Annotated in this window: 11 protein-coding genes; 8 read left to right on the top strand and 3 right to left on the bottom strand. The window is 70.8% G+C overall.

Annotated features, from left to right (window positions below; all coding sequences use genetic code 11):
- Nucleotides 1-68: 68 nt before the first annotated feature.
- Both CHB84_RS01580 and CHB84_RS01575 read right to left on the bottom strand, forming a co-directional pair.
- Nucleotides 69-917, bottom strand: a complete 849-nt coding sequence (locus CHB84_RS01580) for an SUMF1/EgtB/PvdO family nonheme iron enzyme (RefSeq protein WP_089299633.1) — start codon at nucleotides 915-917, stop codon at nucleotides 69-71.
- Nucleotides 918-972: 55 nt separating this feature from the next.
- Nucleotides 973-1752: an aminotransferase class IV family protein gene (locus tag CHB84_RS01575; RefSeq protein ID WP_089299632.1), complete on the bottom strand. Its 780-nt coding sequence runs from the start codon at nucleotides 1750-1752 to the stop codon at nucleotides 973-975.
- A 206-nt stretch (nucleotides 1753-1958) separates the two neighbouring features.
- Between CHB84_RS01575 and CHB84_RS01570 the strand changes: the two genes are divergently transcribed.
- Nucleotides 1959-2156: a hypothetical protein gene (locus CHB84_RS01570; protein ID WP_089299631.1), complete on the top strand. Its 198-nt coding sequence runs from the start codon at nucleotides 1959-1961 to the stop codon at nucleotides 2154-2156.
- Nucleotides 2157-2194: 38 nt separating this feature from the next.
- Here CHB84_RS01570 and CHB84_RS01565 read toward each other — a convergent pair whose 3' ends face one another.
- Nucleotides 2195-2557 (bottom strand): GntR family transcriptional regulator, encoded by a 363-nt coding sequence (locus tag CHB84_RS01565; RefSeq protein WP_089299669.1) that lies wholly within the window; start codon nucleotides 2555-2557, stop codon nucleotides 2195-2197.
- A gap of 195 nt (nucleotides 2558-2752) precedes the next feature.
- On the opposite strand from CHB84_RS01565, the gene CHB84_RS01560 reads away from it, so the two are divergent.
- The 7 genes from CHB84_RS01560 to mobF all read left to right on the top strand — a co-directional run bounded on the left by CHB84_RS01560 (nucleotide 2753) and on the right by mobF (nucleotide 12056).
- Nucleotides 2753-3010 (top strand): helix-turn-helix transcriptional regulator, encoded by a 258-nt coding sequence (locus tag CHB84_RS01560; RefSeq protein WP_176439738.1) that lies wholly within the window; start codon nucleotides 2753-2755, stop codon nucleotides 3008-3010.
- On the top strand, nucleotides 3007-4806 hold the full coding sequence (locus tag CHB84_RS01555) for a type IV secretory system conjugative DNA transfer family protein (protein ID WP_176439737.1): 1800 nt from the start codon (nucleotides 3007-3009) through the stop codon (nucleotides 4804-4806). Before CHB84_RS01560 ends, CHB84_RS01555 begins: the two co-directional genes overlap by 4 nt.
- Entirely contained in the window at nucleotides 4806-5069 is a 264-nt protein-coding gene (locus CHB84_RS01550) for a hypothetical protein (RefSeq protein ID WP_089299629.1), read from the top strand. Before CHB84_RS01555 ends, CHB84_RS01550 begins: the two co-directional genes overlap by 1 nt.
- The gene (locus CHB84_RS01545; protein ID WP_245818484.1) at nucleotides 5062-5712 is read left to right on the top strand and encodes a hypothetical protein; all 651 of its coding nucleotides are present in this window, start codon (nucleotides 5062-5064) and stop codon (nucleotides 5710-5712) included. Before CHB84_RS01550 ends, CHB84_RS01545 begins: the two co-directional genes overlap by 8 nt.
- The gene (locus CHB84_RS01540; RefSeq protein ID WP_089299627.1) at nucleotides 5709-6326 is read left to right on the top strand and encodes a GGDEF domain-containing protein; all 618 of its coding nucleotides are present in this window, start codon (nucleotides 5709-5711) and stop codon (nucleotides 6324-6326) included. Before CHB84_RS01545 ends, CHB84_RS01540 begins: the two co-directional genes overlap by 4 nt.
- Nucleotides 6323-7228, top strand: a complete 906-nt coding sequence (locus CHB84_RS01535; RefSeq protein ID WP_089299626.1) for a prolipoprotein diacylglyceryl transferase — start codon at nucleotides 6323-6325, stop codon at nucleotides 7226-7228. Before CHB84_RS01540 ends, CHB84_RS01535 begins: the two co-directional genes overlap by 4 nt.
- A 253-nt stretch (nucleotides 7229-7481) precedes the next feature.
- Nucleotides 7482-12056 (top strand): MobF family relaxase, encoded by a 4575-nt coding sequence (gene mobF / locus CHB84_RS01530; protein ID WP_089299667.1) that lies wholly within the window; start codon nucleotides 7482-7484, stop codon nucleotides 12054-12056.
- The last annotated feature ends 9 nt before the right edge of the window (nucleotides 12057-12065 follow it).

Below are 12065 nucleotides of genomic sequence, written 5' to 3'. Positions count from 1 at the left end.
CACAGCCGCCGACCCGCTACCCGACGACCTCCAACACGCGCTCGACGCCATCAACACGGCCAGCCAGCCTACGCACTAATCTGGCAAAACTCGGGGTTGAAGGGGCTCGTCCAGGCCGCGCCCTTCAGTTCGTGTCGGCCCGGCTTGGTCTCGGTGGAGCACCATTCCCATACGTTGCCGCACAGGTCGTACACGCCGTAAGGACTGACGCCACTCTGGTAACAGTCAACCGCGGTCGTCTCCCCTACCCCGTTCTCGCGGACATTGCACTTGGCCGGCGTGGGCTGATCGCCCCAGGGGTACACCGTCCCGCGCGTGCCCCGCGCGGCCTTCTCCCATTGCTGGCTGGTGGGCAGCCCCTTGCCAGCCCAATTGGCGTAGGCGGTCGCGTCGTTCCAGGTCACGAAGACGACCGGATGATCAGCGAGCCGTTCCGGATAGGTGCCGTCGACCCAGTGCTGCGGTGGCGTGTGACCAGTAGCCGCGACGAAACGGGAGTACTCGGCGTTCGTGACCGGGTGGACGTCGATGTAGAAGTCCGGCACCCACACCGGCTCGTTGCTGGGCCCTGACAGGTAGACACTGCCCTCGACCTTGACCATGAGGCGCCCATCGACCGGGTGGCGCGTTTCCGTGGCGCCGACGAGGTCGACCTGCGCGTCACCGTTGCCGGGGACCAGCGAGTCGCCGGTCAGGTACGAGAACCGGGCTTGTGTGTCCGGGTCGCTGCGCGTCAGGCAGGTATCCAGCGCCGCTTGGTTCACCGGTCGCGGCGTGATGGACTCGCCACCGGCTTCCCACTTGGAGATCATGCGTTCACTGACCCCGAGGTGCGCGGCGAACTCCCGGATGCTCATGCGCTTGGCATCCCGCAGCGCGCGCACCTCGACGCCGGACCAGTGTTGGACAGTCGCCACGTACCCACCCCCTAGTCGATCACCTTCTCGCAGGGTAGCCGCCCGCAGAGCGTTCCTACACCGGTTCGGCTGGGATGTCCGCGTACAGCTCCCGCAGCTCCCGCAGCATCGTGTGCTCGGTTGGCCATTCGGTGCCGTCCACCGACGCGATCGGGCGTATCCCGGTTGCCGCGTTCGTGGCGAAGGCGGCTTCCATGCCTGGCAGGTCCGACAGGGTCAAGGGCTTGGCCGTGATGGGCTCGTCCAGTGCCTGGTTGATCAGGGTCATGGTCACCCCGCTCAGCCACTCCGATCGGGGCCACACGACCTGGCCGTCACGGATGAACCCGATGTTCGACGTCGCCAGCTCGGAGATCGTGCCGTCGGGATTCAGGAACAACACGTCGTCGTAGCCCTCCCGCTGTGCAGCCCGGCGACGCTGGAGGGCACCGAACAGACCGATGTGCTTCACCGCCGGGATCTCGCGCTGATAAGACGCGGCCTGCAGCCGCAGCGGTGACGGCGAGGCCGCCCCGGCTTCCCGCGTGGTGACCAGGATGTGCGGGTCCGCGTCGCTACCGATGGTGCCGAGGTTCAGCGCGGGATCGTAGACGGTCACGCGGACCACGATCGCCTCTCGCCGTTCCGCTAACGCCTGACGCACGTAGTCACGCACACGGTCGGTGTCGAGGTCGGCATCAAAGAGGAACCGGCAGTCCTTCGCGAGCCGCTGCATGTGCAGGGACAAACCCCGTACTCGACCGTTCTCGACGAGCATCGACGTGAAGTGCCCGTAGTTGGTCAACGCGAGCGCCGACATCTGGTCGAGCGTCGGAGTGGCGCCATTCAGTTCCATACCCGCCAGCCTCGCACTTCAGCGCCTTCTCGTGTAGCCGCACCCGCCCGAAGTTCAGTGAAAGTTCAGCGCTCCCGGTTCGGCAGAAGTTCAGCGGTTCGGCCCTAGTTGGACAGTACTCACAGCCGGATTCTCGCCGCACGCTGAAGACATGAGCAACAACGGCAACACCGGCTCACGCAGCGAGCTCCGACAGGGAGGCCACCATGGCGAAGAATGCGATTCCGGCTCCACCGCGGCCCAGACTGCTACCGAAGGTGATCTGGCTGACCGTGCTGGCACTGATCATGGTGGCAGTCGTCAGGCACCCGGCGGATGCGGCCGAATGGATGCGTGGTGCCGCCACGTGGTTCGTGACCGCAGTGGACATGCTCAGCGAGTTCATCAGGGCCGTTGCCGGCTGAGCCCTGCTAGTGACACAGCGGACAACGACCAGGCGCGCCTACTCCCCCGCCGAGTCAGCTTCCAAGGCCGCCACGCGTTCCTTGACCCGTTCCAGTTCGCGGGCCAACTCGTCAACCCTCGCGCTGATTTCGCTGACCACCGGCTCGCTTCTCTCCTCGTCATCGGGCTTACGCCGGACGTACGAGCCCTTGCCCTGCCTCGTGACGACCAGCCCCGCGTTCCGCAGCTCGGTGAGGGCGCGCTTGGCCGTCTCCACGGCGACTCCGTACTCGTCGGCGAGCGCCTTGTGGGTCGGCAACTGATCACCAGGCGCGAGCTTCCCGCTTTCAATCGCCGCTGTCAGTTGATCGGCAACGCGCCGGTACGCCGGCCGCGCGTCCTCGGCATCGAGCGTGGTCATGCCCCACAGCATACGAGCACAGCCATCCCAGACAGCTTCGACGGCTCAACTCGTTTGTCACAACCATCTAAGATAGCTAAGCTAGTTCTGTTAGCTCACTTCGCTGGTTCATCACCAGCAACGCAGCAGCACAGAGAAGCCCCGGCCGGTGCGGCCACACCAACCGGGGCGCACATCGAAACCTCGGGAGGAACGATGCAGCTCGAGAATACCCGGCTGTACAGGGTGAAGGCGGTCGCGGCTGCCCTGGATGTCTCGGTCGCAACGATCTACCGCGCCGTAGAGACCGGTGCGTTGCGAGCCGTGCGAATCGGGACCGGCAAGGGTGCCGTCCGCATACCCGGCGACGCAGTCCACGACTACCTGACCGCATGCGAACACGCGGCGCCGACGCGAGCCGCGGAATACCACGGGCCGCAGGCGAACGCCGGCCATGCCGGGGGTGCGGCATGAGCAGGAGTACGCGTGGTGCGCGCCCGCTGGTTTTGGTGAAGGCCGCGTTTGCCGGTGTTGTGGTGCTGGGTGCGGGTGTGTTGATGCAGCGCATGCCGGCAGCGACGCCGGGTCGGGAGTTCTGGCCGTGGGTGGCGCTTTCGGGTGCGGCGCTGGTGCTGGGTGTGCTGTTTGTGGCGGTGCGGCCGCATACGGGTACGGCGGGCACGGTGCATCGCTGGTCGCGGCGCACGCGCCGGAATGAGGGTGTGGCCTCACGGTGGACGATTCTGCGGGTGGCCTCGTCGTGGCCGATGCGCCTCAAGGCGTCGGTGTTGCGGCCGAGCCTGCGGGAGCTGCCGTGGTGGCGCCGGTGGACGGTTCCGGCGCGGGAGGTGGCGACGCCGTTGGCGCGGGTCGGCTGGCTGCGTATCTGGTCGCCGATCGAGGACGTGACCCTGCGGATCGGGGGCCCGCGCACGGGTAAGACGGGGGAGCTGGCCGGCCGGATCTTGGACGCGCCCGGTGCGGTCATTGCCACCAGCACCCGCACGGATCTGGTGGAGCTGACCGGCCCGTGCCGCTCGCAGGCGGGCCCGGTGCGGGTGTTCAACCCCAGCGGGCTGGGTGACCTTTCCTCGTCGGTGACGTTCAACCCCCTGTCCGGGTGCGAGCAGCCGGCTACCGCGGCCGCGCGTGCGGCCGATCTGCTTTCGGCCGTGTCGGCGCCCGGGAAGGAGGGTGAGGGGGAGTTCTGGGCTGGCCAGGCCCGCCGGGTACTGGCCGCCCTGCTGCACGCCGCCGCCCTGGGTGACGGGTCGATGCGGGATGTGCTCGCGTGGGTGTCGGACCCGGATAGCGCCAGCTCGCAGGTGCAGCGGTTTCTGCGCCGCTCGAGCGAGCCGGCCTACGAGCAGGACGCGGTCCAGTTTTTGGGCACGAACGAGCGCACCCGCTCGAGTATTTGCGCGACGATCATGCCTGCCCTGGGCTGGTTGACCGATGCCACCGCCGCCGCGGCCGCCGAGCACGGTTCGTTCGATGTGGCGGCGCTGTTGGCGGAGCGGGGCACGATCTACATGCTCGGCGCCGAGGACGCCCAGGTGGCGCCGCTGGTGACCGCGCTGACGGGGCATATCGCCCGGGAGGCGCGCCGGCTGGCGGCGCACCAGCCCGGGGGCCGGCTGGATCCGCCGTTGACGCTGGCGCTGGACGAGGCCGCCCTGATCTGCCCCGTCCCGCTGGATAACTGGACCGCCGACATGGGCGGGCGCGGCGTCACGATCCACATCGCCGCCCAGTCGCGGGCCCAGCTCAAACAACGCTGGGGCCACGAGGGTGCGGGCACGATCCTGAACAATGCCGCCTCCCTGCTGATCTTCGGGGCGATGCGCGACCCTGACGATTTGGCCGCCTACTCCAGCTTGACGGGGGAGCGCTACGAGGACGTACCCACCTGGGGCGGCGACGGGCACGAGAGCTCGCGCAGCACCCGCCGCGTGCCGGTCCTGACCTCCGCGCAGATCGCCCAACTCCCGCCCGGGCGGGTGTTGATCATCCGGCGGAACATGCCCGCCGCGGTCGGCAAAGTCCAGATGGCGTGGAAACGCCACGACGTCAAAGCCGTAGCCCGCGCGACACGGTGGGCCGCCCGGCTGGATCGGTGGCAGCGGGCGTGGCTGCGGTTCGCCGACCGCGCCGAGGCCTGGGCCGCCCAAGACAAGTTCGCCCACGCCCGCCGCCGGCTCGGCGTCCACCTCGACATCGACCGCGCGAACACCCACGCCTCGGCCGATGCGGACGGGGGTGGTCAGTGATGGCGACAGCACCGACGCCGGAATCGCTGGAACGGGTGGCGCGCCGGCGCTACGAGGCCCAGACGGGCAACCACTGGCGGCACGCCTCACCCCGGCAGCGCCGCGCGTGGTTGCGCCGCATCGAGCCCGAGTTGCGGGCCGAGCACGGCATCGCCGCCGACGCCGTCTACCGCGACGGCACGTGGCAACCGGCCGAACAACTCGACCTGTTCACCACCACCCAGCACGACAGCACCGACGGCGATGGGGGTTGCCATGAGTGAGTCCGAACCGGCCTACGCGACCGTCGAGGCCATCGCGGGACTGGCCAGCGAGGTCGACGGCCTCCGGCGGCGCATCGAAACACTCGACCACATACGGAGGCGGGTGGACGAGCTGGCCACGCTGGTCGACCAGCTCGCCGCACACGTCAACACCACCGGCGGTGCCGCCGAGCCGGAACCGGTGCCCTCCTGGCTGATGCTGCCCGCCGACCGCAGCGAAGCGGGCAGGGTGCTGGGCGAGCTGGTGGCGTGGCTGCACGCGGTGTTGCTGCGCTACTCCGACGCGGCGGCCGCCCTACCGGAGTGCTGGATGTGGCACCCCGACGTGGTCGAGGAGCTGCTGTGGTTGATGCACACCTGGCTGGCCGCCTATCAGGGTGAGCGCGCCAGCATCGCCCTGGCCGCCGACTGGCACGACCGCTACCGGCCCGGCGTCATTCGCCGCATCAAAACCGTGGCCGGGGCCTGCTCGCTGGAAAACCACTCCCCACCGGCCGAGCGCACGCCCGTGCCGCTCAGTGATGCGGCCGAGCGCATTGCCGCCTGGTGGGCCGGCCACCGGGACGAGCCGGCGCCGGAGCCGACCGAGGAGCAGTTCGCGGCTACCCGGTCGCTGCGGCGTGGGGGAGGTGGTCGGCGATGATCCCCGCTCTGGCCATCTGGCTTGCCGCGCTTGTGCCCACCCTCGGGCTGTTGGCCGCAGCGGGCGCGGCCCGGTATTGGCACCGGCAGGCCCGCTACGACCCGTTGACCGGCCTGCCCGGCCGGGACCGGCTGCGCACGCTGGCGCGGCGGGCGCGCCCCCGGTCCGGGCCGGTCGGGGTGCTGTTGTTGGACGTGGACCGGTTCAAGCAGGTCAACGACACCTACGGGCACCGCGCCGGCGACGCCCTGCTGACCGTGATCGCGCGCCGCCTGCGCGCGGCCACCGGCCGCGGTGAGGTGCCGGTGCGGCTGCACGGCGACGAGTTCGCCGTCTGGCTCGGCCGCACCGACCCCGAGGCCAGCGCCCGCCGCGCACGCGAGGTGGCCCGGGCGCTGACGCGGCCCGTGTGCGTCGACGGGCACCAGCTCGTGGTCACCGCCAGCGTCGGCCACACCACCAGCAGCTACGCCGACACGGTGAGCCTGGCCGAGCTGCTGCACCAGGCCGACCAGGCCATGTACCGGGCCAAACACCAGCGGCACACCCTAGCCAGCCTGCCCACCACCGCGCCGGCCGACCGGCTGCGCGATCTGCGGAAGGACGCCTCATGACCACCCCACGAGCACGCGTGTCCACGGCCCTGTGGCTGCCCGGCCTCGTGGTCGCCCTCGGCGCCGTCGTGGCCACCGCCCACGGCCTCTATGCCGTGGCCCTGGCGGCGGGCACGCCGCAGTTCATCGCCGGGCTGTACCCGGTGATGACCGACGGGCTGGCCGTGGTCGCCTACGTCGCCACCGCCCGCTTGTCCCCGAGCGGATGCCGCTACGCCTGGACCGTCGTCGTGCTGGCCGCCGGCCTGTCCGGGCTGGCCCAGGCGATCTATCTCGCCGGCGGCATGCACCAGGTGCCGACCGAGCTGCGGTTCGGCGTCGGCGCCTGGCCAGCCATCGCCGTCGCCGTCGTGGCCCACCTGCTGTATCTCATCGCCGGCCGCGACGAGCCAGCCAGCACCTCCCGGGCCGAGCTGGCCAAGCCGGCCGAGCCGACGCCCGGCGAGGCACCGGCGGCCACCGAACACCACGCGGAACACGAGCCGACGCCGCACGATCCAGCGACCGTTCAAGTACCAGCCGTTCAATCGAACGGGCACCGTACACCGTCCCCGGAGGCTGAACGGTCCAACACCGTACAGGCGGCGACCGTTCAATCGTTCGCCGTACACCGCGAGCCCGTACAGCCGTCCGAGGTTCACACGTCCGACTCCGTACAGGCCGTGCCCGCGAACGACGACGCCGTGGCCGCCAGCACCGGCGCAGCTCCGGCGCGGGACCGCGCGGAGCAGGCCGCCAAGGCCTATGTCCGCGAGCACGGCGTACTGCCCACGACCGCGCAGTTGATGCAGCTGGCCGACGTGTCCCGAGGCAGCGCCGGCCACGCCCTGAAGGCCTTACGACGCCAGCCGGCAGAACCGCATCTCGCTGAGAAGTTCCCCGAAGGGCAGGTCCCGCAATGAATCCCGTCATCACCACATGCAGCAGTAGCACCACCCCACGACACCCACGATCACTACTCCTCGACGTAGCCACCCTTGACTACCAGAGCCATACAGAGAGTGAGCACCGCCCAGAAGACAAAGAGCCACAGAAGAAGACACACCTAGGCATCATGATCCGACGGGCGGGTGCGCCGGCTGCCGCCGGCGGTGACCCGCACCCAGAGTTGATCTTGCCCGGCGTCCCGATGATGATCGTGGCGGGGTGGTCGGGATGCTGACCATCTCCTCGGGACACGGTGCGGACTATCTGCTGGATGCGGTCGCGCAGGGTCGGGAGAACTACTACACCGGCGCCGTGACGGCCGGCGAGCCACCGGGCCGGTGGTACGGCCGCGGCGCCGAGGCGCTCGGGTTGAGCGGGCTGGTGGATCACCAGGACATGACCGCGCTGTACGAGCACTTCCTCGACCCGCGCGACGAGGCGTTCACCGACCCTGAACAGTGGTCGGAGGCGTCCACGCTCGGCCACACCGGACGGAAGTATCTGTCCGAGGACGAGTTGTACGCCGCCGCGCTGGAAGCGGAACCGGACGCCAGTGCTGAACGCCGCGCTGAACTCCGACTGGACGCGGGCAAGCGGGCACGGCGGAACGTGGCCTTTTTGGACGCGACGTTCAGCGTCCAAAAGTCCGTCACCGTGTTGCATACAGCGTTCGAGGCCCAAGAAGTACAGGCCCGTACAGCCGGCGATGAACATGCCGCCGAGGCGTGGGCGCAGCACCGGCAGGCGGTGGAAGATGCGATCTGGGCCGGCAACAACGCCACCCTGGAGTATCTGGCCGAGCATGCCGGCTACTCCCGGGTCGGCCACCACGGCGGGGCCGCCGGCCGCTACGTCGACGCGCACGACTGGACGGTCGCGTCGTTTTTTCAGCACGACAACCGGGATCACGACCCGCAGCTGCACATTCATAACGCGATCCTCAACCGCGTGCAGGGCGCCGACGGCACATGGCGCACCCTCGACTCCCGCGCGATCCACAAGTTCCGGGGCGCGGCCGCCGCCGTGGGGGAGCGCACCATGGAGGAGCACCTCTCCCGCGCGTTGGGCGTGCAGTTCGCGACCCGCCCGGACGGCAAGGCGCGTGAGGTGCTCGGGGTGCCGAGCGAGGTCATGGACCTGTTCTCCTCCCGTCGGCGCGCCATCACCAGCCGCACCCGCGAACTGGTCGAGGCGTTCGAAACGAAGTTCGACCGCAGCCCGAACAGCCTGGAGCTGGACCGGCTGCAGCGCCAGGCCACGTTCGCGACCCGGCAGAGCAAGTCCCACGACGGGGAAAGTGTGGAAGCGCGGCTGGAGCGGTGGGACCGCGAACTACGCTCCGAGGTCGCCGGCGGCCTCGAGAAAGTCGCCGGTGACGTGCTCAAGCTCGCCGGCGAGCAGCCACACCCGCAGGCATTCTCGCCGCGCGCGGTCATCGAAACCGCCCTAGCGGACGTGCAGTCCCGCAAGGCCGCCTGGACCGAGCCCGACCTCACCCGGGCGATCAGCGACGCCCTGCCCGATCACCTCGCCACCAACAACGGCGACCAGGTCACCACCGTGTTGAACACACTGACCGAACAGGCTCTGGCGCTGGCGGTTCCTCTGGATACCGAACGCCCCGGCGATGCCGCCCTGCCGGACGAGCTGCGCGTCGCGAACGGGCGTTCCGCCTACGACGCCCCGGCCGGGCGACTGTATGCCACACCGGAGCACGTGCACACCGAACGGGTGCTCACCGCAGCCACCGCCCACGCCGACGCCGCCGCCCTGCCCAGCGCGCAGGCGCAGCAGTTCGTCGCTGAGCTGGGCGAGGCCGGCATCGAACTGGGTGCCGATCAGGCCGCCGCCGTGCGCGGCGCCCTGACCTCCGGTGCCCGGATTGAATCCCTCGTCGGCCCCGCCGGCACCGGCAAGTCCTTTGTAGTCGGCACGTTGGCGAAGGCATGGCAAGACCCGGACCTGTGGGACGGCCAGTCCCGCCGCGTGGTCGGGTTGGCGACCAGCCAGATCGCTACCGAAGTCCTGGCCGGCGAAGGTCTCGACGCCCGCAACGTCGCCCGCTGGCTGGCCACCCAGGACCGGCTCGCCGACGGCCGAGCCGCCGCAGATGACGAGGTCTGGCGCCTGGCCGCCGGAGACCTCGTCGTGGTCGACGAATCGGCCATGAGCGACACCGCCGATCTGGCCGCCATCCACAGCCACGCCGAGGCCGCCGGAGCGAAGCTGCTACTCGTGGGCGACCATAAGCAGTTGGCCGCCGTCGGCGCCGGCGGTGGAATGGAGATGCTCGCCGAGGCCGGCGCCAGCTACGAACTCGCCGAAGCCCGCCGGTTCCACCACACCTGGGAACGCGACGCCTCCCTACGGCTACGCGCCGGCGACGAGTCGGTCCTGCACGACTACCACCAGCACGGGCGGCTGATCGATGCCGGCGCGGTCGAGCAGGCCGAAGCCTCCGCGACGCGGGCGTGGCTCGGCGACACCCTCGCCGGCCGCCGGTCGGTGCTACTCGTCGACACCAACGAGCAAGCCGCACGGCTGTCCGCCGAGCTACGCGCCGAGTTGGTGCGGCTCGGCCAGGTGAACGAGCACGGCGTGCCACTGACCGCGCAAGGCACCTACGCCGGGGTCGGTGACGTCATCCAGGCGCGCCGCAACGGGTGGGAACTGGCCGGCTACGCCGGCAACCGGCGCGGCCCCATCAACCGCGAGCACTACCGCGTCCTGGCCGCCGGCGACGACGGCCACCTCGTCGTCGCCCCCATCCACGGCCGCACGACCGACGGGGAGCAGCTCGGCGAGCGCATGACGCTGCCGGCCGACTACGTCGCCGCGCACGTCGCGCTCGGCTACGCCTCCACCGTGCACGCCGCCCAAGGCCTCACCGTCGACGCCAGCCACACCGTCATCACCCCCACCACCGGCGCCGACGCCCTCTACGTCGGCCTCTCCCGCGGTCGCGAGGCCAACACCGCGCACGTCACCACCCGCGCCGTGCCCGAGGACGCGGCGCCGGGCGCTGTCAACACCGAAGCCGTGCACAAGTCCCCAACCGCCGTGCTCGCCGCCACCCTCGACGGCGCCGAGACCGACCATTCGGCACTGGCCACGGCCACCGAGTCCGCCCAGGACATGGAATCGGTGCGCACGCCAGCCGAGCTGCTCGCCGACGCCAGTGAACTCGCCACCGCCGGTCGCACCGCACGCTGGCTCGACGAACTCGCCGACACCGGCGCCCTCACTTCCGACGAGCGGGCACGGCTGGCCGCCGAGGACGGCAGCGCCACCCTCTCGCGCATCCTGCGCCGGGCCGAACTCGCCGGCCACGACCCGCGTGCGGTGCTCGCCGACGCCGTCGGAGACCGCTCGCTGTCCGGCGCGCGGCAGTTGAGCAACGTGCTGTATCACCGCATCGCCAGCCGCAACACGCTCGACCCCCGCGACGACAGCTACGCCGACCGCGTACCCACCGTCGACGAACCCGACTGGCGCGCCTACCTGGATTCGCTGGCTGCAGCGGCCGACCAGCGGCAGCGGACACTCGGCGAGCAGGTCGCAGAGAACCCGCCGCAATGGGCAATCGAAGCGCTCGGGCCAGTGCCCGATGACCCGAGCGAGGCCGGCGACTGGGTAACTCGCGCGGGCGCGGTGGCCGCGCACCGCGAACTGACCGGCCACGACGATCCCGCCGAGCCGATCGGGACGCCGCCGAGGGCGGGGCAGGTGGAGGCCTACGCCTCCTGGCGCTGCGCCTGGCGCGCCCTCGGCCGGCCCGAGTCGCAGCGCGATGAGCTGGAAATGAGCGACGGCCAGCTGCGGATGCGGGTGCGTGCCGCGCAGCGCGAGGCCGCGTGGGCGCCGCGGTATGTCGGCAACGAACTCGCCGGCACCATCCAGGCCGCCGACCAGCACCGCCACACTGCCAGCCTGCGCAGTACCGAGGCGGAGGCCACCAGCGACCCGGAGCGGCAGGCGCAGCTGCGGCAGCAGGCCGACGAGGCCGCCGCCCTGGCCGAGGCCCTCGACGCGCGCACAGCGCACCTGCGCGAGGCCGAGCAGGCCCGCGGGCGCTGGCTGGCCCACACCGCCGCCACCCGCGCCGCCAGCGACCGCGCCACCGCCGAACTCTCCGCACGCGGCGCCGACGCCGATCCCGCCACCGACGACCACGTCACCGCCGAGGAATGGCTGGCCGCGCACGAGGCCGCGAACGCGATCGAGGACCCACACAGGCACGTCACCGGCGAGCATGAACTCGCCGAAGTGCAGCGCGAGCGCGAGGCCGACCACCACGCCGCCATCGCACCTGGGCCCGAACCGGAGCAGACTGCAGCGGCCGATCGGGCAGCCGAGGCCGAGCCCGAGTCCCCCCGGGATCGGGAAGCGGTCAGCGTCGAGGACGCCGACGCCGACCGGACAGGGGGCCGCGACACGGTGGACTCGCCCGGTGACCTCGACGCCGGCACGGCGCAGGAAGCCGAGGCCGCTACTGACGACGTCGCCGAACAGCAGCCTGAGTCGGCCCGGCCCGACCTGCGCGAGGTTGCCGTCGAGGAACCGGCACCGGCCGAGGACGACACCGTGCGGGTACCCAGCGCGGACGACACCGCCGACTCAGTGCAACGCGCACAGCGCGCGCTGGCTGAGATCGCCCAGCGGGAAGCCGCCGAGCGGCAACGCGAGGCCGACGAGGCTCGCGCGGCCCAGCTGGCGCAGTGGCACGCACAAGACCAGGCCGCCGAGCAGGCCGCCGCCGTCGAACACGACACCATGCAGCTCGACCCGGTCGGCGGGTGGTGAGCATGACGA

This window comes from Haloechinothrix alba, assembly GCF_900188115.1.
Taxonomy (GTDB): Bacteria; Actinomycetota; Actinomycetes; order Mycobacteriales; family Pseudonocardiaceae; genus Haloechinothrix; species Haloechinothrix alba.
The sequence above is the reverse complement of the archived record's forward strand: the minus strand, read 5'-3'. Positions and strand labels throughout refer to the sequence as shown.